Annotated in this window: 20 protein-coding genes and 1 pseudogene; 8 read left to right on the plus strand and 13 right to left on the minus strand. The window is 28.2% G+C overall.

All coding sequences use genetic code 11. From position 1 onward, the window contains the following. Positions 1-21 precede the first annotated feature (21 nt). Genes CPEL_RS03515 through murJ form a run of 3 tightly spaced genes read right to left on the minus strand, consistent with a single transcriptional unit; the run spans position 22 to position 4616 of the window. On the minus strand, positions 22-1785 hold the full coding sequence (locus CPEL_RS03515; protein ID WP_044598624.1) for an ABC transporter ATP-binding protein: 1764 nt from the start codon (positions 1783-1785) through the stop codon (positions 22-24). After that, a complete protein-coding gene (gene cysS, locus CPEL_RS03520) occupies positions 1778-3160 on the minus strand; it encodes a cysteine--tRNA ligase (RefSeq protein WP_044598625.1) in 1383 nt (460 codons plus the stop codon). Before cysS ends, CPEL_RS03515 begins: the two co-directional genes overlap by 8 nt. 1 nt (position 3161) lies before the next feature. Further along, positions 3162-4616, minus strand: a complete 1455-nt coding sequence (gene murJ, locus CPEL_RS03525) for a murein biosynthesis integral membrane protein MurJ (protein WP_049984577.1) — start codon at positions 4614-4616, stop codon at positions 3162-3164. Positions 4617-4746: 130 nt separating this feature from the next. On the opposite strand from murJ, the gene CPEL_RS03530 reads away from it, so the two are divergent. Genes CPEL_RS03530 through CPEL_RS03555 form a run of 6 tightly spaced genes read left to right on the plus strand, consistent with a single transcriptional unit; the run spans position 4747 to position 10559 of the window. Beyond that, a complete protein-coding gene (locus CPEL_RS03530) occupies positions 4747-6597 on the plus strand; it encodes a flagellar assembly protein A (RefSeq protein ID WP_044598626.1) in 1851 nt (616 codons plus the stop codon). Then, positions 6594-7145, plus strand: a complete 552-nt coding sequence (gene ruvA, locus CPEL_RS03535; protein WP_044598627.1) for a Holliday junction branch migration protein RuvA — start codon at positions 6594-6596, stop codon at positions 7143-7145. Before CPEL_RS03530 ends, ruvA begins: the two co-directional genes overlap by 4 nt. A 16-nt stretch (positions 7146-7161) precedes the next feature. After that, a complete protein-coding gene (locus tag CPEL_RS03540) occupies positions 7162-8202 on the plus strand; it encodes a D-alanine--D-alanine ligase (RefSeq protein ID WP_044598628.1) in 1041 nt (346 codons plus the stop codon). Positions 8203-8204: 2 nt separating this feature from the next. After that, positions 8205-8420, plus strand: a complete 216-nt coding sequence (locus tag CPEL_RS03545; RefSeq protein ID WP_044598629.1) for a type II toxin-antitoxin system Phd/YefM family antitoxin — start codon at positions 8205-8207, stop codon at positions 8418-8420. Positions 8421-8422: 2 nt separating this feature from the next. Beyond that, entirely contained in the window at positions 8423-9166 is a 744-nt protein-coding gene (locus CPEL_RS03550) for an alpha/beta fold hydrolase (RefSeq protein ID WP_044598630.1), read from the plus strand. Then, positions 9156-10559 (plus strand): UDP-N-acetylmuramoyl-tripeptide--D-alanyl-D-alanine ligase, encoded by a 1404-nt coding sequence (locus CPEL_RS03555; RefSeq protein ID WP_232088183.1) that lies wholly within the window; start codon positions 9156-9158, stop codon positions 10557-10559. The genes CPEL_RS03550 and CPEL_RS03555 overlap by 11 nt, the downstream gene beginning before the upstream one ends. Positions 10560-10570: 11 nt before the next feature. On the opposite strand, the gene flgH is transcribed toward CPEL_RS03555, so the two are convergent. Beyond that, a complete protein-coding gene (flgH, locus tag CPEL_RS03560; protein WP_084083587.1) occupies positions 10571-11266 on the minus strand; it encodes a flagellar basal body L-ring protein FlgH in 696 nt (231 codons plus the stop codon). Positions 11267-11353: 87 nt separating this feature from the next. Here flgH and pta point away from each other — a divergent pair, with 87 nt between their 5' ends. Both pta and CPEL_RS03570 read left to right on the plus strand, forming a co-directional pair. Then, positions 11354-12817: a phosphate acetyltransferase gene (pta, locus tag CPEL_RS03565; RefSeq protein WP_049984578.1), complete on the plus strand. Its 1464-nt coding sequence runs from the start codon at positions 11354-11356 to the stop codon at positions 12815-12817. 8 nt (positions 12818-12825) lie between these two features. Continuing rightward, positions 12826-14010, plus strand: a complete 1185-nt coding sequence (locus CPEL_RS03570) for an acetate kinase (protein WP_044598633.1) — start codon at positions 12826-12828, stop codon at positions 14008-14010. A gap of 27 nt (positions 14011-14037) precedes the next feature. On the opposite strand, the gene CPEL_RS03575 is transcribed toward CPEL_RS03570, so the two are convergent. The 9 genes and pseudogenes from CPEL_RS03575 to aspS all read right to left on the minus strand — a co-directional run bounded on the left by CPEL_RS03575 (position 14038) and on the right by aspS (position 24326). Then, complete coding sequence (locus tag CPEL_RS03575; protein ID WP_044598634.1) at positions 14038-14808, minus strand: MetQ/NlpA family ABC transporter substrate-binding protein; 771 nt, start codon at positions 14806-14808, stop codon at positions 14038-14040. A gap of 72 nt (positions 14809-14880) precedes the next feature. Further along, positions 14881-16086 carry a glycosyltransferase gene (locus tag CPEL_RS09645; protein ID WP_084083558.1) on the minus strand — a complete coding sequence of 402 codons (1206 nt, stop codon included), beginning with the start codon at positions 16084-16086 and terminating at the stop codon, positions 14881-14883. Between the two features lie 9 nt (positions 16087-16095). Further along, a pseudogene (locus CPEL_RS09730) lies at positions 16096-16731 on the minus strand (methionine ABC transporter permease); the annotation flags it as partial. Between the two features lie 23 nt (positions 16732-16754). Then, a complete protein-coding gene (locus CPEL_RS03590; RefSeq protein ID WP_044598636.1) occupies positions 16755-17711 on the minus strand; it encodes a methionine ABC transporter ATP-binding protein in 957 nt (318 codons plus the stop codon). A gap of 2 nt (positions 17712-17713) precedes the next feature. After that, complete coding sequence (locus CPEL_RS03595; protein ID WP_044598637.1) at positions 17714-20326, minus strand: valine--tRNA ligase; 2613 nt, start codon at positions 20324-20326, stop codon at positions 17714-17716. A gap of 76 nt (positions 20327-20402) precedes the next feature. After that, positions 20403-21437, minus strand: a complete 1035-nt coding sequence (locus CPEL_RS03600; RefSeq protein ID WP_044598638.1) for an OmpA family protein — start codon at positions 21435-21437, stop codon at positions 20403-20405. A 39-nt stretch (positions 21438-21476) separates the two neighbouring features. Continuing rightward, the gene (ppa, locus tag CPEL_RS03605) at positions 21477-21995 is read right to left on the minus strand and encodes an inorganic diphosphatase (protein ID WP_044598639.1); all 519 of its coding nucleotides are present in this window, start codon (positions 21993-21995) and stop codon (positions 21477-21479) included. A 10-nt stretch (positions 21996-22005) separates the two neighbouring features. Continuing rightward, the gene (locus CPEL_RS03610) at positions 22006-22578 is read right to left on the minus strand and encodes an adenylate kinase (protein ID WP_044598640.1); all 573 of its coding nucleotides are present in this window, start codon (positions 22576-22578) and stop codon (positions 22006-22008) included. Beyond that, complete coding sequence (gene aspS, locus CPEL_RS03615; RefSeq protein ID WP_044598641.1) at positions 22575-24326, minus strand: aspartate--tRNA ligase; 1752 nt, start codon at positions 24324-24326, stop codon at positions 22575-22577. The genes CPEL_RS03610 and aspS overlap by 4 nt, the downstream gene beginning before the upstream one ends. Position 24327: the final 1 nt, after the last annotated feature.

Genomic DNA, 24327 nt, shown 5'->3' on the forward strand with positions numbered 1-24327 from the left:
TTACTAAAAAAATAATAATTTTTAGTTTTCATTTTCCTTTATTTTGTCAGTTTTTTGTGCTTTTTGTTTTAATTTTTGATAAATTTCACAATGTTGCATTAAATACTCATCATTTCCTATAGAAGCGATTTTGCCTTTGCTAAGCACTGCGATTTTATCCGCATTTTCTATGGTGCTAAGTCTATGAGCAATGATAAGAATTAAACGATCTTTTTTTAAGTTTTCTATTGTATTTACAATGGCTTTTTCACTTTCATTATCAAGTGCTGAAGTTGCTTCATCAAAAATTAAAATTTGAGGATTTTTATACAAAGCTCTTGCTATAGCAATGCGTTGTTTTTGTCCGCCTGAGAGATTTTTTCCATGTTCTTTTAATTCAGTATGTATGCCACCAAGTTCTTGAACAAAATCATAAGCATTAGCTTGCTTTAAAACCTCTATAACGCGTGTTTCATCATACTCTTTAGCATAAGCAATATTTTGAGCTATAGTGTCATTAAATATATAAATATTTTGCGTTACTAAAGATATGTTCTCTCTTAAACTCATAATGTCAAAAGAGCTAATATCTTTTTGATTGATTAAAATTTCACCACTATCTTTTTCAAAAAAATACATCAAAAGATTGATTATAGAAGATTTTCCTCCACCACTTGAACCAACTAAAGCTAAAATTTCTCCTTTATTAAAAGAAAAACTTACATCTTTTAGTACCATTTTATCTTTTTGATAGCTTAAAGAGACATTTTTAAAATGAATATTTTGGATATTTTCTGTAAGTTTTTCATTACCACCTTTAATTTGTGGTTCTAAATCAGTTAGATAAAAAGTTCTCTCACTCGCTGCTACTGCATTTTGTAATCTTGTATAAAGCGAAGAAAGTCTTTTAATAGGAGTATAAGCCATAAATAAAGCTGTGGTAAAACTAAAAAATGAACCAATGCTTAAACTTCCATCAATTACTTCTTTTCCACCTACTATAATCACTATAGCAAAGCCAATTGAACCCATAGATTCCATCAAAGGACTACTTAAAGCTTCGATTCTAATGCCTTTTAAAGAAAGTTTACAAACTTCGCTATTAGTTTGGCTAAATTTTTGCATTTCATTTTTGCTTGCATTAGAAGCTTTAATAAGTTCTATATTAGAAAAAATTTCACTCAATCTTGAAGTAAGATCAGAATTTTTTTCTTGGGTATTGCGTCCTATTTTTTTGATTTTTTTAGCAAAAATAGCAAGAGGATAAATTGCTAAAGGTAAAATCACCAAAGCAAAAAAAGCAAGTTTTGGACTTTGATAAATTACCACACTTAAAAGCCCAATTGCTGTTAAACTTTCTCTTAAAATTTCAGGTATTATAGTTGAAACTATATTTTGTAAAGCTCCTATATCAGAAGTGCACCTGCTGATTAATTCTCCGCTTCTGTATTTATGAAAAAAACTCATATCTAAGCGTAAAAGATTACCAAGAACTAATTCTCTTAATCTTCTTAAAATGTCTGTTCCAACATAAGATATATAATAAACTTGCATATAAGCACCAAGATTTTTTAAAGCATAGATTAAAACAACAAGAAAAGGCATATAATAAAGCAATTGAGCATTCTTTTCTATAAAAATTTTATTTAAAATAGGCTCTATAATATAAGCACTAGCCGCTGTTCCACCGCTAGTTAAAAGCATACCAATGATAGCTAAAACAAAATAAAACCAATAATCTTTATAATAAGGCTTAAAGCGAATAAAAACCTCTTTAAGCTTCATTTCTTTGTAATTTTTATCCATTTTTCTCCCATACTACACCATTTGGTGTATCCATTAAAAGAATATTCTCTTTAGCTAAATCATCACGAATTTGATCTGCTAAGGCATAGTTTTTTTCTTGTTTTGCCTTGTTGCGTAGAGTGATTTTTTCTTCTATTTCTTGACATTTTTCTTTGCTAATGCCAAATTGAAAATACTTTATAGTATCTATAAAACCTATACCAAAAATAAAAGCAAGTTCTTTTAAAGTTTTTTCTAGTTTAGCTTTATAAGCTTTATCTTTTGAATTTTGATCTAAGTAAATATTGCTTTCATTGATAAACTCATCAAGTAAAGCCAAGGCTTTAGAAATGTTTAAATCATCATTTAAAACTTCTAAGATATTTTTAGCAATTTCACTTTCTATAGATGATTTTTCATCTATAAAGACATTTAAATTTAAGCGTTTTTTTAAGCGGTAAAATTTATCAAGCCTTTTTTTAGCAGCTTGTAAATCTTTTAAAGCATAGTTAAAATGTGCTCTATAATGCACACTTAAAAGATAAAATCTTAAAACTTCACCACTAAAAAGTTTTAAAGAATCTTTTAGAAAAAAGCTATTTCCCAAGCTCTTGCTCATTTTTTCACCATTAATTTGCACAAAGCCATTGTGTAGCCAAAAATTAGCCAGCTCATGATTATTTTTACAACGACATTGACAAGCTTCGTTTTCATGATGAGGAAAAAGTAAGTCTATACCTCCTGCATGAATATCAAGTTTGTCTTTAAAAATACTCTCTATCATCACAACGCATTCTGTATGCCAACCAGGTCTTCCTTTACCAAAGCTTGCAGGATAAAATTTTTCATCAAATTTCCATAAAACAAAATCACTATCATTTTTTTTAGTTACACTTTCTTCTAAGCGTGATTGATTATCTTCTAAATTTCTTTTAGAGATATAAAAGTATTTTTCATCTTTGCTAGTATCAAAGTAAATTCCATCTTCAAGTTTATAGGCTAGGTTTAATTCTAAAAGCTTTTCTATATAAGTAATCATTTGCTCAATATAAGCTGTAGCCTTTGGTTTAAAGTCAGGTTCTAAGATATTAAGTGCTTGCATATCCTCTTCATATCTTTTAATATAAAAATTTGTGATTTCCTCTAAGCTTTTACCACTTTCTTGTATTTTTTTTAAGATTTTATCATCAATATCAGTGTAATTTCTAGCGAAAATCACTTCATAATCACTTGCTAGTAAAACTCTTCTTAGAAGATCAAAACACACACTGCTTCTTGCATGTCCTAAGTGTGCATCATCATACACAGTAGGCCCACATAAATAAATATTTGCTTTTTTTGCATCATGTGGGATAAATTCACATTTTTTCTTTAAAACACTATCAAAAAAAACCATATTAAAATAAACCTTTAAAAAAATGATAAACTTCGATTAAAAATTGTATTAAAATATCTTTAATTTCAAATAAGCCTAAAGCAAATAAACTTAAAAACACTATGCTAATAAGCCAAAATTTAACCCTAAAAATACCCCAAAGGTTTTTAAAGCCAAATTCTTTTATATTAGCATACAATAAATAAAAAGCACTTATAGAAGAGGCTAAAGCTATACCTAAACTTTTATAAGCTTCATTTTCGATAAGTAAAATAATCACTATGCTAAAAAATGCTGATATAAAAAGTGTTTTAAAAGCGATTATAGCAGCTATTTTTTGTTTAAATTTAGCATAAAGCCATAAAGAAAAAAGCTTTTGCAAACCAAAAGGTAAAAGTCCCAAAAGATAAGCTTGTAATAAAAATGCGGTGATTTTGGTATCATCTTGATTAAAATTTCCTCTTTGAAATAAAAACTCTACAATCTCTTTAGCTAGGATAATTCCCACTATACTAGCTAAAATTAAAAGCACACTTAAATACTCAAAAGCTTTTTGCATAAAAGCTAAAGCTTTTTGTTCTTCATTTGCTTTTAAATGCCTTAATATTTTTGGAAAGCTTACTTGGCTTAGAGCTATTGCAAAAAGTGCTAAAGGAAGCTGAAAAACTCTATTAGAATAATACAAATACGAAATACTTCCAGCCATTAAAAAACTAGCTATAGTAGTATCTAATAAAGAGCTAATTTGATTTGCTGAAGAGCCTAAAAGTCCATGAGTAAAAGTAGAGTGAAATTTATCTAAACTAGTCTTTGTCTTTTTAAGTTTTATACTTAAATATATACTTTTTAAAATTCTAGTATTTTTTAAAGCAAAAATATGCCATATAAGTTGAGCTAAACCACTTAAAATGGTTGCATACGAAAAATAATACAAAGCCTCTAAAGGCTCATCTTGACTGACAAAAAACCCCGCAATCACAACAAAAAGATTAAAAAATGAAGCAGAAAAAGAAGTAATGAAAAAATTTTGCTTATAGTTTAATAAAGAGCCTAAAAAAGTTACTAAAAAGATGAAAAATAAATACCAAAAATTAATAGAAACTAAGGGTGCGGCTAAAATAATCGTTTCTTTGTTAAAACCAAAGGCAAAAATCTTTGTAAAAAATTCAGCAAAAAAACTCACCAAAATACAGGTTAAAAAAACAATAATACTAAATTGCAATAAAACTTTTATACAAAAAGCACCTTTTTTACTAGCTTTTAAAAAACTTGGCAAAAAAGCTTGTCCAAAAGCTCCTTCTGCAAAAATTCTTCTAAAAAAAGCAGGCATTTTCAAAGCCACAAAGAAAATGTCACTATAAATTCCAGCCCCTAAGTATAAAGCTAAAACAATATCTCTTAAAACACCCATTATTCTAGAAAATAATATTCCTAAAGCATTGATGATGAAATTTTTAAAAACAATATTTTTTCTCATTAATTTTCATTCTTTTGGTATTATCTTATATAATGTAAAATTTTATTAGATCTAATTTTAACTAAATTTTGATTTTATTTTTGATAAAATAAAAATTTTAATGTATAAAAAATTCAAAGAAAGCTTGGTGATGGAAGATAAAACAATTATTTATACAAAAGATCCCTACAAAGAGCTTTTAGCGTTTGCTTCAAAAAATAAATACAATATCAATGAAGTAGATTTTAAATTATTAAGTTTTAGCACCTCTTATGCCTTTGCAAATAAAGAGTGGATTAAGGCAAATGAAAAAGAATTAAAAATTTTTGAAGATAATGAGCAGTTTTTATCGCATGATTTGAACATAGAGCAAGAGTATAAAATAGAAATTTATCATAATAAACACAAACATCAAGATTTTACTATAGAATTAAAATTAGATGAATTTGCTACTATTTTAAAGGCTGTAGTAAAGGCAAATGGCGAAGTTGCATATCATGATAAATTAGTTTTGGATATATTTGAAACTATTTACAAAGCTATGATTAAAGATAAATTTTTACTTGGTTTTAGAAGTTTTGATTTTAAAAAGCAAGTTATTGACTTTAATACCCTTATAAAAGAAAAGCAAAAATTTGATTTTGAGATTGAATTTGAAGTTAGCAGGGGAATTTTGCCACAAGATCCAACTAATGAAGAAATTAAATATCATTACTTAGAAAAATTAAAAAAGCATAATGATGTAATGAATAGAAACTATGTTGCACCTATAGGAAAAGATGAATTAGCCATAGAAAGAATCAAACCTAAAGAAGGAAAAGATGGTAAAGATTTAAGATTTAAAATTTTAAAATCTTTACCACCAAAACTTAATAAAGAAAAAATTTTGTGCTCAAATGATTTTGAAGTGAAAGAAGATGATGATAGTATCAAATATATAGCAAAAAAAGATGGGTTTATTATACAAAAAAAATCTACTTATGAAATTGAAAATTATTTAGAATTTAATAAAGTTGATTTTAAGAGCACAGGTTCTATTTGGGCTGGGATAGATAAGCAAGTTACTTTGATTGTAAAAAATAACAACAGCCTAGAAGATGCAATTGGACCAAGAATTACTATAGAAGCTCAAGATATTGAAATAGTAGGAAATATAGCTCAAGATGCTATAGTAAGAGGAACAAAAATTAATTTTAAAGGAAATATGCATCAAAAAAGTAAAATTTTTGGAAAAAAAATAGATATGGATAATTTAAAAGGTTATTGCGAGGCAGAGGAATTAAATTTAAACACTTTGGAAAATGGTTTTATTAAAGCTAAAAAAGTAAATATCAAAAAAGCTATAGGTGGTGAGATTAACGCAGATGAAATTTATATACAAGAGCTTCATAGTAACTGCATTTGTAATGCAAAGAGCTTGATTAAAATAGACAAAATTAATGGAAATGGAAATAAACTAGTCATACAAGATATGAAAAATTTAGAAGAAGATAAAAGTGGTGAAGAAATTTTACATTTATTAGATGAAAACAAAAAAACACAAGATGAACTTTTTAAAGAATTAGAAAATATTAAACATACTATTCATGTTAGTAAGGATTCTGTAAAGTTATTGCAGCAAAAAGTAAAAGAATTAATTTCCTCCAAAAGAGCAGTTCCGCAAGCTTATAAAGCTACTATAAAAGACTTTAATCAAAAGATAGAAAATTATAATATTTTGAAAAATAAATTTGAAATTTTAAAAGAAGAAGAATTGCATAATGTAGAAAAATTAAAAGATACGCAAAATAAATTATTAAAATCAAAAATTATAAATAAAAGTGGTAATTGGACTGACTTAAATGAGGTAAAATTTATTTTGTTATATCCAAAAAAAGAATTAACCTATCATCCACATAGTGATGAAAAAATTCAATGCTTTGAACTTGAGAAAATCAATACTGAAGAAAATGAAATATATGAAATTCGCGTACTTAATAATTACAAGGAAGAAAACAAATGATAGTAGCAATAGAAGGGATAATAACCAAAAAAGAACCTACTTTTGTAGTCGTAAAAACTTCTAGTGGAGTTAGCTATGGTGTTTTTGTTTCATTGTTTTGTTCTAGCAGTTTTCAAAAAAACGATAAAATCGAATTTTTTATCACTCAAATCATCAAAGAAGATTCTCATAAATTATATGGTTTTTTAGATTTAAATGAACAAAAGATGTTTGAACTTTTGATTAAAATTAACGGCATAGGTGCAACTACAGCTATGGCACTTTGTTCTAGTTTAGACAGCAATGCTTTTTATACAGCTTTACAAAATGGTGATGAAAGTGTATTTAAGAAAGTTCCTGGTATTGGGCCAAAGAGTGCAAAAAGAATTATAGCTGAGTTAAGTGATGCAAAAATCAATATAGAAAATTCTAATCAAAGTCAAACTCAAGCTTTGGCTGCATTACTTTCGCTTGGTTTTAAACAAGAAAATATTTTAAAAGTTTTAAGAACATGCGAAAGCAAAGACACAAGCGAGCTTGTTAAAGAAGCTTTAAAAAAGTTAGCATAATAAAAAGGAAAATATAATGATATATGGAATTGTTTTTGGTGCAAATTCTTATGAGCATGAAATTAGCATAATTAGTGCTGTGGTTTTAAAAAAAGTTTTGAAAACACAAAAAAAATTTATATTTTGTGATAAAAACAAAGATTTTTTTCTTATAGATGAAGAAAAAATGAATGCTAAAACTTTTAGTAGTGGCGCTTATAAAAAAGAAAAAGCTTTGGTGTTAAAGCAGGGTGGTTTTTATATAAAGAATTTATTAGGTGAAAAAAAACTTGAAATAGATGTAGTTATTAATGTGGTTCATGGAAAAGATGGAGAGGATGGTAAAATAGCTGCTTTATTTGATTTTTATGGTATAAAATATATAGGACCGCGTTTAGAAGCTAGTGTTTTATCTTATAATAAAATTTTAACAAAACTTTATGCAAAAAGTGTTGGAGTAAAGATATTAGATTATAAAATTTTAAATTTACACAAAGAATTAAATGAAAAGTTAGATTTTCCTTGTATTTTAAAGCCTGCAAGACTTGGAAGTAGTATAGGCATAAGCATAGTTAAGAATGAAAAAGAATTAAAATACGCTAAGGATGTAGCTTTTGAATTTGATGAAGATATAGTAGTTGAAGATTTTATTAGCAATATAAAAGAATACAATTTAGCAGGTTGCATGATAAATGATAAAATGGAATTTTCTATTATTGAAGAGCCTAAAAAAAATGAGATTTTAGATTTTGAACAAAAATATTTGGGATTTTCAGATAGCACTAAGGTTCTTCAAGCAGATATTAATGAAAATTTAAAACAAAAACTCAAAGATAATTTTTGTAAAATTTATAATCCTTTATTCAAAGGAGCTTTGATACGCTGTGATTTTTTTGTTGTTGATGATGAGGTTTACTTAAATGAAATTAATCCAAATCCAGGTTCTTTAGCTAATTATTTATTTGAAGATTTTACTTGGATAATTGATAATTTAGCAAAAAATATTGAATTAGAAAAACAAGTTAAAATCGATTATACATTTATACATAGCATTAATGGTCAAAAAGGCAAATTATAATTATGGCTACTTTTAGTAAAGATGAAATTTACACTGCAACTGAAGTAGTAAGAAATTTTAGCACTATGCTTGAAAAAACCAAAAAAAATGAAAATGGCAGGGTGGTGATTGTTAAAAATAACAAATTCGAAGCAGTGCTTTTAAGTTTTGAAGAATATGAGCGTTTAAGTGAGGCTGTAATACTTTTAGAAAATATTTACAATAATAAAAAAGGCTAGAAATGGCAAAAACTAGAGTATATTCTAACGGATACTTTTATAATTTAAGTTATGAACTTATTAATCCAGAATGCGAGAATTCTATATTAATTTTACATGGGTGGGGAGCTAATAAAGAGCTTATGAAGCAGGCTTTTTCACAAGTTTTAAAAAATTTTAAGCAAATTTATCTTGATTTACCAGGTTTTGGAAATTCAAGTATAGATGCTTCAATGGATTCATACGCATATGCTAAAGTTGTGAAAGATTTTTTGGTTACAATAGAACAAAAAATAGATTATTTAATGGGGCATTCTTTTGGTGGTAAAATTGCAACCATTATGTGCCAAAATGATGATTATAAGGGTTTGATTTTACTTTCAAGTGCAGGTATAGTTTTGCCAAAAAGTTCTAAGGTGCGTTTTAAAATAGCTTTGTTTAAAATTTTGAAAAATTTACCTTATGGTGATTTTTGGAGAAAATTTTTTATTAGCAAAGATGCTCAGGGTATGAGTGAAATTATGTATGATACTTTCAAAAAAGTAGTAAATGAAAATTTAGAAAATGAATTCCAAAAAATTAAAAATCCTATTTTAATTTTTTGGGGCAATGAAGATAAAGCTACGCCTTTAAAAAGTGGAGCAATTATCCACTCTTTAGCACAAAAAGGAAAATTATTTTCTTTAGAAGGAGATCATTTTTTCTTTCTAAAACATGCTGCTTTTATTAATGCAAAAATTCAAGAGGAATTTATAAATAATGATTGATGTTTTAGCTTTTTTAAGTTTGAATTTTTTACTTGGCTTTTATTTGATTTTAGCATTGCAGTGGTATGCTTATAAATTTTCCCGTGTTTTTTTACATTATGCTAAACCTTTATGGCATTTGTATTTTTTAATCATTCCTTATTTTGCTTTTGTATTTTCTGCATATAATGGAAATTTTTATCTTTATTTTATAGTTTTTACTTTGTCTTTATTATATGGTGGCTACTTATATAAAAATTTAGATAAAAAGCTTGTCTTTACTGCAAGAATTAAGCGATATTTTTTAATTTTATTTGTTTTTTCTTTGATATTTATGCAGTTTTACTATACAGGTTTAGAGGCTTTAATAATTACATTTTTGGTAAGCTTTATGGTTGAAAAAGTTAATCAAAAATATTTTATTAAAAAAGCAAGTAAAAAAATTTATGAGAATCAAAAATTAAAAATTATTTTAATAACTGCAAGCTTTGGAAAGACTAGTATTAAAAATTTTTTATATGAACTTTTAAAGAATGATTATAAGTGCTATAAAACACCTAGAAGTATTAATACTTTTATGGGTATAGTAAAAGATATCAATGAAAATTTAGAAAATAATACTGAAATTTATATCGTAGAAGCTGGTGCAAGAGAGCAAAATGATATTTTAGAAATTGCAGAGTTTTTAAATCCTCAAATTTGTATAGTAGGTGAGATTGGTTTGGCACATTTGGAGTATTTTAAAACTCAAGATAATATCCGTAAAGCTAAATTGCAAGCTTTAAAATCCAAGCGTTTGGAAAAATATTTTTTACACTCAAGCACCTTATATAAAGATGAATTTTATGATGAGTGTTTAAGTGATATTAGAGCAAGTTTAAAAGGTTTGGATTTTAAAGTGAAATTGGATGAAAATATTTATGATTTTCATGCGAATTTGCTAGGTGCTTTTAATGCTTATAATATTTGTGTTTGTATTTTACTTGCTCATTATTTAGGAATAAAATTAGAAAATATTACAAAAAGTGTATTTAATTTAAAGGCAGTAGAGCATCGTTTGGAGGTAATTTCTAAAGAGCCTAAATTCATCATAGATGATGGTTTTAATGGAAATTTTAAAGGTATGAGTCAAAGTTATGAACTTTGCAAGACTTATCAAGGAAGAAGGGTTTTGGTTACACCTGGTATAATAGAAGTAAATGATGAAGAAAATATAAAATTATGTGAAATTATTAACCAATGTTTTGATTTTGTAATTATCACCTCAGAGGTTAATAGCGTGCTTTTGCAAAAATACATTACTTTAGATTACTATGTGGTAAAAGAAAAATCAAAGCTAGTTCAAATTCTAGCTCAGTATACAAAAAATGGAGATTTAATTTTATTTTCCAATGATGCTCCAAATTTTATGTAAAACCATTTCGCTTAAAAAGGCCAAATGGTTTCCATGAATTTTGTTCCCCAAGGCTTACGCGTTGATTTATCTATATCACCTTCTGTTTTATAAAGAATTTTAGCATCTGCAATGTATTTGCTATCTATCATATTATCTTGAGAAATATCATAAGGTCTTATAACTCCACTAAGTTGTATGATTTGTTTTTCTCCGTTTATTAAAAGTTCGCGACTTCCTTCTATAAAATAATTTCCATTAGATAAAACTTTAATCACTCTTGCTGAAATAGTAGTTTGGAAATTTTCACTTCTAGTTTGTGAGCCTGTGCCTTGATATTGCGAAGTGCTAGCTGTAGAATAACCTATATTAGCATAATCATTTATAAGATCTCCTACTTTGCTAAGTCCAGCTCCAGTGGTTACTTTTCCACTACCTAGGTTAACATTATTATTTTTACTTGTGGCTTTTGAACCTTGTGAATTTTGAGTAGCGTTTTCTCTAATTACTACGGTGACTAAATCATTAACATTCATAGCTTTTTTATCAGAAAATAAAGGATTATCTCCTTTACCAAATAAAGATCCTGGATTACTTTGTGTGTTATTGTTTTGTTTTGGAGCTAATTCTTCAACATAAGCAGGAGGCTTCATGCTAATGTGTGGATCAACTGTGGCACTACAACCAAACATTACAAAAGGTAACAAATATAAATTAACATTTTTAATTTTCATGGTTTTATAACCTTATATTATTATGATGAATTTTAAAATTATTATATTACAAAATAATTAATTATTCAAAAAGAGGAAAAAATGAAATCCGCATTTGTATTAAATTATGATATAAATTTTTTATATCAATTTATGAGCAATACTAACAAAAAAATTAAATTTTATATTCCAGTGATGAATAATGAGACTAAAGTTTTTTTTGAGAAATTAAAATCAGAAAAAAAAATAGATTTCGAAATAAAATATAGTTTTGAAAATGATAATTATCAAAATATTTTAGTAAAAGATTATATTTCTTTTTTTAAACGCATTATTGGTGATTTTGAGCAAATAAAAACAAATAATGATTGTATTATAGTTATGGGTGTTAAACATTATGGCCTAATGGGTGATTTAAATTTAAATATATCTTTAGCCAAAGAATTAAATACTCCATTTTATGCACAATGTGATGAGAAAGATTATTTAATTTTAAATTTTTTACTTAGTAAAAAGCTAAACAATTTTGTTTTATTAAAAGATGGAGAAAAAATAGATAAATTTTTACAAGAATACTCATATAAAACTCAAGCAAGATTTTCTTATGAGCTTTTTGAAAAAGCAAAATCAGATAAAAAAATAGTAGTTTTACCTGAAAGCTTTGATGAAAGAATTTTAAAAGCTAGTGAATTTTTAATACAAAATGATATAGTGGATTTGATTTTACTAGGTGATAGTAATGAAATTTGTGCTAAAGCCAATAGTTTAAATATCAATATCGATGGTGTGCGTATTGTAAATCCCAAAAATTCTCAATATAATGAAGAATTTGAAGAGTTTTTGTATGAAGCAAGAAAAAATAAAGGTATGAGTAAAGAAGATGCTAAAAAACTTGTTCAAGATAAAACTTATTTTGGAACTTTATTGGTTCAAACTCAAAAAGCTCATGCTATGGTAAGCGGTGCAAGTACAACAACAGCTGAAACTATTCGTCCTGCTTTACAGATTATTAAAACAAGAGATGATGTTAGCTTGGTATCTGGCTTGTTTTTTATGTCTTTAGAGGAACAAGTATTGATTTTTGCTGATTGTGCTGTGATGCCAAATCCAACTCCTATGCAACTTGCTGAAATTGCTTATGTAAGTGCAAATAGTGCTAAAGCTTTTGGGCTTGATCCAAAAGTAGCTTTGCTTTCGTATTCTAGTGGAGATAGTGGAAGTGGGATAAGTGTAGAAGCTATTAAAGAAGCTACTAAAATAGCTAAGGAAAAATACCCTCAACTTGAACTAGAAGGCCCTATACAATTTGACGCAGCATATGATATGCTAACAGCAAAAAGTAAAATGCCAAATTCTAAAGTCGCAGGAAAGGCAAATGTATTTATTTTTCCTGACTTAAATGCAGCAAATATTTGCTACAAGGCTGTGCAAAGAACAGCAAATTCTTTAGCAATTGGTCCGATTTTACAAGGGCTTAAAAAACCAGTAAATGATTTAAGTAGAGGTTGTTTGGTGGAAGATATTATTAATACGGTAATTTTAAGTGCTATTCAAGCACAAGAATAAGGAGAAAAATGAAAATATTAGTTTTAAATTCAGGTTCATCTTCGATTAAATTTAAACTTTTTGAAAAAGACGAAGCTTTAGCTTCTGGATTGGTAGAAAAAATTGGTGAGCAAAACTCTAAAATAGAACTTAAAGATTTAAAAAATGGTAAAAAGTATCAAAAAGAATTAGCTATAAAAGATCATGAAAAAGGTATAGAACTTGTAAATGAGTTGTTTGCTCAAAGTGGAATTTTGCATGATTTAAACGAACTTGACGGGTGTGGACATAGAATAGTTCATGGAGGTCCAAATTTAACTAAACATTGTTTGGTTGATGATGAAGTTCTAAAAGAAATCAATAGAGTTTCTCATATAGCGCCTTTGCATAACCCTGCGCATTTAATAGGTATTAAAACTATGCTAAAGGCAGCTCCAGGTGTTCCTAATGTAACGGTTTTTGATACAGCTTTTCATCAAAGCATGCCTGATTATGCTTACATGTATGCTTTGCCATATGAGTATTATGAAAAATATCAAGTGAGAAAATATGGTTTTCATGGCACTTCTCATTCTTATGTAAGTAAGCAGGCTGCATATATACTTGGTAAAAACACAAATGAATTTAATGCAATTAGTGCTCATCTTGGAAATGGTGCAAGTGTTTGTGCTATAGAAAATGGAAAATGTATAGATACCTCCATGGGGTTTACTCCACTAGAAGGTTTGATTATGGGAACTAGATGTGGAGATATTGACCCTGCTGTGTTGCCATTTTTAGCAAAAGAATTAAATTTAAATCCAACTGATTTGGACACTATAATGAATAAAAAAAGCGGTGTCTATGGAATTTGTGGGTTTAATGACTTTAGAGATATTGAAGCGCAAATTGAACAAAATAACGAAAAAGCAAGACTTGCTCTTGATATGTTTTGCTATCGTTTGAGTAAATATATAGGTTCTTATTTTGCTATTTTACCTAGAGTGGATGCATTGATTTTTACAGCTGGTATTGGTGAGAATGATAACATAGTTAGAGAAAAAGTTTGTCAAAGACTAGCGCATTTAGGTTTTGATATAGATTTAGATAAAAATACACAACTTAGAAATGGTGAAATTAGTAAAAAAGATTCTAAGATTAAAATTTTAATTGTTCCAACCGAGGAAGAATTAGAAATAGCTAAGATTACTACAGAGCTTATTAAAAATAAATAACCTTGAGTTTGTAACTCAAGGTTTATATTAGAATGCAGGAATTACAGCACCTTGATACTTTTCATTGATAAAATCTTTTACTTTTTGGCTTTGTAAAGCTTTTATTAAAGCTTTGATTTTAGGATTATCTTTATTATCTTGAGTAGTTACTAAGATATTTGCATAAGGACTATCTTTGCTTTCTATTAAAATAGAATCTTTTACTGGGTTTAAATTTGCTGATAAAGCATAATTTGAATTAATCACTGCAAAATCAACATCATCTAAAGCTCTTGGAAGCTGTGCTGCTTTTAATTCTTTAAATTTGATATTTTTAGGATTTTCTTTAATATCAAGCGGAGTTTTTAAAGCAACATTTTCAAAGCTTACTAGCTTAGTATTAGCAATAATATCTAAAGCTCTACTTTCGTTAGTTGGATCATTAGGAACTGCTATACTAGCATTTTGTGGAATATCTTGGATGTTTTTATATTTTTTAGAATAAACTGCCATAGGTTCGATATGAATTTTTGCAACACTAACAAGTTTTGTACCTTTATTGGCATTGAATTCATCTAAATAGGGTTGGTGTTGGAAGAAATTTGCATCTAATTCTTTATTATCTGTGCTAAGATTTGGCAAGACATAATCGTTAAATTCTTTAATTTCTAAAGTATAACCTTCTTTTTTTAGCAAGTCTTTGGTTTGCTCTAAAATTTCAGCATGTGGAACAGGTGTTGCACCTACTAAAATAACTTCATTAGCAAATAAACTTGCACCTAAAATTGCATTTACTGCAAGAATCTTTAACAATTTCATTTTGAAAACTCCTTTTTGTGGTTTAATAATATTGCATTATATTATAGAATTATTAATGAGATAAATAAAGTTTTATTTTTGTTTATTTTTATATTCTTTAGCAAAATGTTTAAGTTTTTTTATGAAAATAAAATATCCTCCTTTATGCCAGTTTTTTTGAGCATCTATAAGAGCTTGTCCTATTTTATAGGAATAAGTATTTATACTTTTAATTCCTTCGCTTTTATAATCATCATAACTTGACAAAGGTGGTAGTTTAAGATAAGGTTTTGTTTTTAAATCTTTTTGATATTGCTTGGCAAATTTTGTGTGTTTATAATAAATTTTTAATAAAGTAAAAGGTAACAAAGGAATTTTTTTCTTGTTTTTAGTGCATTCTATAAAAGCATAACCTAGCTTGTAGGATAGATGATATCTTATGCGGTGTTTTGATTGTTTGTTATCTTTATTAAATGAGCCAGTATATTTGCTTCCTCCTAAATTTACCCAAATATTATAATATTCTTGCCATTTAGGCCATGTTTGATTGCAAAATTTACTATTCCAAAAACGACTATTTACTCCACTTGCATGAACTATAGAGGCATTTTGCATAAGGTTTGTAAGATAATGAGTACTTCCTGTGTATTTATCTTTTAAATCTTTAACTTTAAAATTATTTTCATATATCATTAGAGAAAAAATACCTTGATCTTGCCAGTTTTTAGTATTTTTATAAAGATATTTATAAATAAATTGATAACATTGCAAAGGATTTGGTATAAGATCAGTAAAAACTAAAATTCCAGTTTGATAAACACATTTATTAGGATATTTTTTTTCTAAAGGCAATGCAATTTGAAGTAATGTTTTTCCTAATCTTGCACCAAAATGAAAGCCTTTAGATCTTAATTTAATAAGTTCATCAATGCTTTTTAAAAGTAAAACATCAAAATCAAGATAAATAATATTTTTACATTCATTTAAAAATTTAAAAGCTTCAAATCTAGCAAAAGCCATATGAGTCCATCTTTTTAAGAAAAATAAATCAGCAATATCGTTTTTATTTTTTTCAAGAGTGGCTAAAAAATCCTCTTGAGTAAATGAAATAAATTTAATTATTTTGTTTTTAACAATTTTTTGCATAATATTTTGATCATTCAAACTAAAACCATCGTGTAGAATATAAAATACATCTACTTTTTCACCCATGACATCCATGATATTGATGAGTAAAGTTCCTATGGTAAAGCTTGAATTTTTAGTTGCTGCAAGTAAAATGCCTAACTCATGTTTCATGATTTATCTTTTAGTGATTTTATAAAGCAAATTTCCTATAAATTGTATGATTTGAACCAATACTATTAGAATAATAACAGTTTGTATCATGATATCAGTTCTAAAACGCTCATATCCATAACGAATTGCAACATCACCCAAGCCACCACCACCAACGGTTCCTGCCATAGCTGAAAAGCCAATAACAATGATTAAAATTAAAGTAATACCATTTATAATGCTTGGTAAAGCTTCATTAAACATCACTTTAAAAATAATTTGTACTTTGCTTGCTCCATAAGATCTTGCCGCTTCTATAATACCTGGATCAATTTCTTTAAAAGCACTTTCTATCATTTTAGCCAAATAAGGTGCAATTCCTATGGTAAGTGGAACTATAGTAGCAGTCGTTCCAATGCTAATGCCAATAAGATATTTTGTAAAAGGACTTAAAACTACAATGAGAACTAAGAAAGGAAAGGACCTTAAAATATTAATAATAAAATCCAATACACTATAAACGCTTTTATTCTCACATAAACCACCTTTATCTGTGATGGTAAGAACTATAGCAGGGATTAGTGCAATTAAAAACGCTAAAAAAGTAGCCGTAAAACTCATATAAAGGGTTTCTAATAAAGCTGGATATAGTATATTTTCAAAATTTCTTAAAATTACTTCTAAATTCATTACACAAGCTCCCATATTACGCCATTTTCTTGTAGGTATTTTAAAACTTGCTCTTGATTTTTAGCTTCTATATTAATCACTAAATTTCCCAAAGCATTGTTGTTTAATTTTTCTATTTTACCCCAAACTATATTAAAATCAATATTTAAAGTTCTAGCCATATGAGTGATGATGCTTTGGTTTGCCTTTTCTTTGCAAAAATATAAACGCACATTAACTCCATTTTGTGGTAAAAATTCACTCTCGCCTAAAAATTCACGCATTTTTTCACTAGGCTTTAAAAATAAATCTTCTATTTTTCCTTTACCAATAATTTTTCCATGCTCTAAAAGCACAGCCTTTTGCGCTATTTGTTTAACCGCTTCCATTTCATGAGTTACTAATACTACGCTTATATCAAATTCTTTATTAATTTGGCTTATTAGCTCTAAGATATTATTTGTAGTATTTGGATCAAGTGCTGAAGTAGCCTCATCGCTTAGTAAAATTTTAGGATTTAAAGCAAGTGCTCTAGCTATAGCAACTCTTTGTTTTTGTCCCCCGCTAAGTTCTTTGGGATAGGCTTTGCTTTTGTTTAAAAGCCCTACAAGATCTAAAAGTTCATTCACTCTTTTTTGAATTTTTCCCTTTTCAAAATCATGAATTTCTAAAGGCATAGCTACATTTTCAAAAACATTTTTTCTACTCATAAGCGCAAAATGCTGAAAAATCATTCCTATGTCTTTTCTAAATACTCTTAATTCCTTTTCTTTTAAATTTGCTATTTCCTTACCAAAAACTTGTACGCTACCACTTTGATAATTTTCTAAACCATTAATACATCTTAGTAAAGTTGATTTTCCAGCCCCGCTATGTCCAACAAGAGCATAAATTTCACCTTTTTTAACTTCTAATGAAACATCATCTATAACAAGTTCTTTTCCATAGTATTTTTTAAGATTTTGTATTTTTATCACTTTTAGCCTTTTAAATTAGAAAGTTCTTCATTGATTTTTTCAAGCTGAGTTTTAATACTTTTTAGTTGAGTTTTGTTTTGTTCAACCACCAAAGTAGGTGCATTGGCTACAAATTTTTCATTTTGCATCATAGCATTTAGTTTGTTAAATTCTTTTTCAAGCTTTGTCTTTTGCGAATTTAATCTATTTAAAACCCCGCTTAAATCAAGATTTTGAGTAGGGATAAAAACTTCTAAATTTTCACTCACATCTCTAATGGATTTTTCTAGTTTATGCTCTATAAATTCTATATTTTCACATTTTGCAAGTGTTAAGATGAAATTAGTGTAATTTTTTAGCTCAGCTGTTAAATTTACATCATTTAATTTTATACAAGCTTTTTGAATTTTAGCATTTGCAAGATCTACCAAGCTTTTTGCACGGCGCAAACTTACTATGCTTTCTATGATGATATTGAATAATTTTTCTATTTTTTCATCTCTAGCATTGAATTTAGGATATTTTGAAATCATTATAGAATCATGAGTTTGGATGGAAGTTTTGCTAAGTTCATGATATAAATACTCGCTAATAAAAGGCATGAAAGGATTTAGCAACTTCAATGCTTCTTTAAATATACTTCCAAGTTCTTTTATGCTTGATTTTTCAGCCTTACTAAGCTCTATACCCCAATCGCAAAATTCATCCCAAAAAAATCTATACAAGGTATTTGCTGCATCATTAAAGCGATAATTATCTAAATTTTCTCTTGTTTCTTTTACGCAAAGTCCAAAGCGTGAAAGCATGTATTTTGCTAAGTTAGATTGAATTTTATTTTTATCTAAGTCTTCAAATTTTTCTTCGTTTAAAAGCAAGAATTTACTTGCATTGTAAAGTTTGTTCGTAAAATTTCTAACTTGTAATAATTTATCATTGCTAAGTTTTATATCTCTTCCTTGAATGGCTAATAAAGCTAAAGTAAAACGCAAGATATCCGCGCTGTATTCTTCTACACTTTGCACAGGATCAATAACATTGCCTAAAGACTTGCTCATCTTTCTACCTTGCTCATCTTTAACCAAAGCATGTAAATATATATCTTTAAAAGGAAGCTCACCTAAAGCATTAGTGCTTTGAAACATCATTCTAGCAACCCAAAAAAATAAAATATCAAAACCAGTAATCAATAAAGAATTAGGATAAAAATCTTTCAAATCCTCTTCATGCCAAAGTTTATCTTTGCCCCAGTTTTCATTACCCCAGCCTAAAGTACTCATCGCCCAAAGGCCTGATGAAAACCAAGTATCTAAAACATCAGGATCTTGTTTGAAATTTGTGCCTTGGCATTTTGGACATTTATCAGGGGTTTTTTCACTAGCCCATTCATGCAAGCACTCACAATAATAAACAGGAATTTGATGCCCCCACCAAAGCTGTCTTGAAATACACCAATCTTTTAAATCCCTCATCCAAGCATTAAAACTATTAATCCAATGTGCAGGGTAGAATTTACTCCCACCAAGATTAACCTTTTTTATGCTTTCTTTTGCAATTTCATTTTTTACAAACCATTGTTTAGAAATATAGGGTTCAACCACATTTTTACAACGATAACAATAGCCTACTTGGTTGGTGTAATCTTCTATTTTTTCAACAAAACCTTTTTCTTGTAATTCTTTGATGATTATATCTCTTGCTTTTAATCTTTCTAAGCCTTTAAAATGCAAGCAATGCTCATTTAATATACCTTTTTCATCAAAGATAGTGATAAATTCAAGCTTATGTCTTAAACCCACTTCATAGTCGTTGTGATCGTGTGCTGGAGTTACTTTTACAAAGCCAGTTCCAAATTCCATATCCACATGTTCATCTGCTATGATAGGAATTTTTCTATCAAGCAAAGGTAAGATTACATTTTTGCCTATTAAGTGTTTAAATCTTTCATCGTTTGGATTTACCATTACAGCACTATCGCCAAAATAAGTTTCAGGTCTTGTTGTAGCTACTATGATGTATTCTTGGCTATTTTCTAAAAAATATTTTAAATAATACAATTTGCCTTGATTTTCTTTGTGTTCTACTTCAATATCACTTAGCGCACCATCGTGTGTGCACCAATTTACCATGTAATTTCCACGAATGATTAATTTTTTTTCATAAAGATCAACAAAGGCTTTTTTTACAGCATTTACTAAACCCTCATCCATAGTAAAACGCAAACGGCTCCAAGCAGGGCTAATACCCAAAATTCGCATTTGTTTTACTATAGTGCCACCACTTTGTTCTTTCCATTCCCAAACTTTTTTTATAAATTCTTCTCTACCTAAATCTTCTTTTTTAATACCCTTAGCTAAAAGCTGTTTTTCAACAACATTTTGCGTTGCAATACCTGCATGATCAAGTCCTGGTTGATAAAGGGTTTTATAACCATCCATTCTTTTATAACGCGTGGTGATATCTTGCAAAGTACAAGTTAGTGCATGACCTATGTGCAAAACCCCTGTTACATTAGGCGGGGGCATCATAATGCAAAAATTTTTACCTTTTTCTTGAATTTTTTCATTGCCATTGATTTCAAAATACCCGCGTTCTTCGCAGATTTTATAGTATTTTTCTTCTAATGATTTATCATACATAATTATTACCTTAAGAGAATGAAAATAAATTGTTATGTTAACTTAAAATTGTTAAAGAAGAATTTAATTTTAGAAATTAGTTATAAAAACTAATTTCTACTTTACGATTGTTTTGTCTTTGAGAATCAGATTTATCTTTGATAGGATAAGTATCTTTTCCTAAAGACTCTATTTCTATTACTTCACTAAAACCAAAAAAATGTTTAGCAACATTCATTGCTCTGTTTAAACCTATCATATAATTTGCAAAAGAACTTCCTCTATCATCTGCATAGCCTTGAATTTTTACTCTTTTGATTATATCTTCTCTAGCTAAATTTTCATTAATTTTTTCAAGCATAGCTTCATTGCTATATTCATTATAGCCATTGCGTTCAAATAAAAACTGCAAATTGGAGATTTTTATATCCACATAGTTGTATTTTTTCTTATTCTTAGCAAACACTATGTCTTTATTATAAATGCTTAGTTTCATATTATCATTTGATAACATATCAATAAAAATAGTCAAATTATAATCTTGAGAATTGTTTTTAACTGGATTTATCATTTCTTTTAGCATATTAATTCTATAGTCACTTAAGCTTTTTCCATCTAAAACATAAACTTTAACAAAATCATCACTTAGTCTTGGTTCATATCTGCTGGTTTTACCTTTAGCAATGTATTCTTGCATGGTATTTTTGTAGTTATTTTTTTGTGTTTTATGCGCTGGTTCTATTTTTTTAGCTGGAATATTTTTTATAGATTTTTCTTGTTCTTGTTTAGGTGGTACTGCTTCTTTTGTATCACTTGCTAAATCAATTTTTTTTGCTGAAGTTTCTTGTGTATCTTTTATTGTAGTGTTTTCATCCGCAATAAGATCATTTTGTATAGGTTCTTCTTTAGTGTTTTCTTGTTGTGGTTTATATTCTTCGTAAGTATTATTGTTTATATTATTATTTTCTTGACTATAATAATTAGTCGATGGAGTATAGTTTTGATAAGAATTATTTTGTTTATAATCATATACATAAGAACTTGAACTATCATCAAAATACCACATGTAAAAACCAATACTAGCTCCTATTAAAACAACAAAAGCCACGCCAAAAGCAATAATACTTTTCATTTTTTATCCTTTATAAAGCCCTTTTTAAAAGGACTTTGATTATTTATAATTTTTTATTGAATTTTCTAAAATTTCGCTTGCTTTTTCAATACCTGCAAATTCTTTTACTTTTACCCATTTATTTGGTTCAAGCATTTTGTATGTTTCAAAGAAATTTTTGATTTTATCTAAACTTGCTTTTGGTAAATCATCTAAAGTTTTAATATTATCATATCTTGGGTCAATTTTACTTACAGGAACAGCAAGTAATTTTTCATCCATACCACTTTCATCTTCCATTAATAACACACCTATTAAACGACAAGGAATCACAGCACCTGCTTGGATAGGGTATTCATTTAAAACTAAAACATCAATAGGATCACCATCATCTGCTAAAGTATTTGGTATAAAACCATAATTTGCCGGATAAAACATAGCAGAATACATTATGCGATCAACCATAATGGCTCCACTTTCTTTATCAAGTTCGTATTTAATGTTTGAACCATAAGGAATTTCAATTACAGCATTGAGTTTATTTGGAACTTCTCCAATTTTAATTTTACTAATATCCATATTTTATCCTTTATTTTAATAAATCATTGATTAAATTTTTCATATCAGCTACGATAGCTTCAATACTTCTTTCACCATTGATTACATGATGAATGTTTTCTTTAGCGTAAAAATTAGTTATTTCATTTAAAGGTTGTAGATAAACTTTCATTCTATTATTGAAAACTTCTTCATTATCATCAGCACCTCTAGCACGCCCTAAAACTCTTTCTCTAGCAACTTCTTCGCTAACTTTAACTTCTATAACACCTTTTAGTTTAACTTCGTTTTGATTTTTTAATACCTTATCAAATTCAAGCATTTGCTCAACGCTTCTTGGGTAGCCATCGATTAATATAGTGTTAGTTGGTGCATTTTTTAAAGCAGTGATAATAGTATTAACCACTACTTCTAGTGGAACTAAATTTCCTTTAGAAATAAAACTATCAATAGTTTTTCCAAGTTCACTTCCACTAGCCACTTCTGCTCTTAGCAAATCACCTGTAGAATAATGAGTAATATTTACATCATCTGTAGCTATAATGCTTGCATCAGTTGTTTTGCCGCTACCTGGTGCACCTATAATTAAAAATAATTGTTTCATTTAGTATTCTCCCTTAATCTTATACCTAATTCTCTCATTTGTTCATTGCTTACTTCGCTTGGAGCTTGAGTCATAAGACATTGTGCCCTTTGTGTTTTAGGAAAAGCTATAACTTCTCTAATACTTGAAGATTTTGTTAAAAGCATGATAAGTCTATCAAGACCTATAGCTATACCACCATGTGGAGGTGCTCCAAAGCTTAATGCATCAAGTAAAAATCCAAATTTCTTTCTTTGTTCTTCTTCATCAATATTTAAAAGTTTAAATACTTTTTGTTGGATAGGGCTTTTGTGAATTCTTATACTACCACCACCTAATTCTACACCATTTAAAACAACATCATGTGCAATAGAATTAATCTCTTCTAAATCTTGTTCATCAATATTTTTTGGCATAGTAAATGGATGGTGCATCGCAGAATAACTCCCATCATCATTTTGCTCAAACATAGGAAAATCAATAACCCATAAAAATTCTAATTTATTTTCATCAATAATTTTCATTTCATCAGCTAAAAACAACCTAAATCTACCCATATAATCTAGCACGGTTTTTTTAGCTCCTGCACCGAAAAATACAACATCTCCAACTTCTAATTCACATCTTTGGATTAAAGTGTTTAAATCCTCTTTGCTAAAGAATTTGCAAAGTGGACCCTTAGGACCATCTTCTTTCATTTGTATAAATGCAAGTCCTGCTGCGCCAAATTTACGCACAAATTCTTCAAATCTTTGCATTTGGCGTTTAGAAAAAATTGTATCACCTTTTGGAACTCTTAAAGCTTTAATACGATTTTTCTTTGTATCTTTTGCAATATTTGCAAAAATTTCATTGTTTGATTTTGCAAAAATATCAATTACATCGATAAATTTCATATCAAATCTTAAATCAGGTTTATCAGATCCATAATTTTCCATAGCTTCCTTATAGCTCATTTGTCTAAAAGGAATACTAATTTCCTTGCCACAAGCTTTAAAAATATCTTTGAGTAAATTTTCTGCCATAGCTATAATGTCTTTTTGCTCACAAAAACTCATTTCTATATCTATTTGAGTAAATTCAGGCTGACGATCTGCTCTTAAATCTTCATCTCTAAAGCACTTAGCAATCTGAAAATATCTATCAAATCCTGAACACATTAAGAGTTGCTTAAAAAGTTGAGGACTTTGAGGTAGTGCATAAAATTCACCTTGATGAACGCGTGATGGAACTAGATAATCTCTAGCACCTTCTGGTGTAGCTTTAGTTAAAATAGGCGTTTCAACTTCTAAAAATCCCATTTTTGCTAAAGAATTTCTTGTTGCTATACAAGCGGTTGATCTTAATGCGAAATTATCATAAAGTTTTTTACTTCTTAAATCTAAAAATCTATATCTTAATCTTAATTCTTCATTAACACTTTCATCGCCTATTGCAAAAGGAACTACAGCGCTTTCATTTTCAATAGTAAGTTTATTTATAACAACTTCTATTTCGCCGGTTTTTAATTTTGGATTTGCAAGTCCTTCCCCGCGAGGGCGTATTTTTCCTTGAGCTATTAAAACATATTCATTTCTTACTAATGAAGCGATATTGTGTGCTTCTTGGTTGTCTGCAGGATCGCAAACTAACTGGATAAGCCCACTGCGATCTCTAAGATCGATAAAAATTACTCCTCCATGATCGCGGTAAGAATTTACCCAACCACATAATGTTACTTCCTCGCCAACATTTTGTATGTTAAGCTCTGTATTATAATGAGTTCTCAAA

The organism is Campylobacter peloridis LMG 23910 (assembly GCF_000816785.1).
GTDB classification, from domain to species: domain Bacteria; phylum Campylobacterota; class Campylobacteria; order Campylobacterales; family Campylobacteraceae; genus Campylobacter_D; species Campylobacter_D peloridis.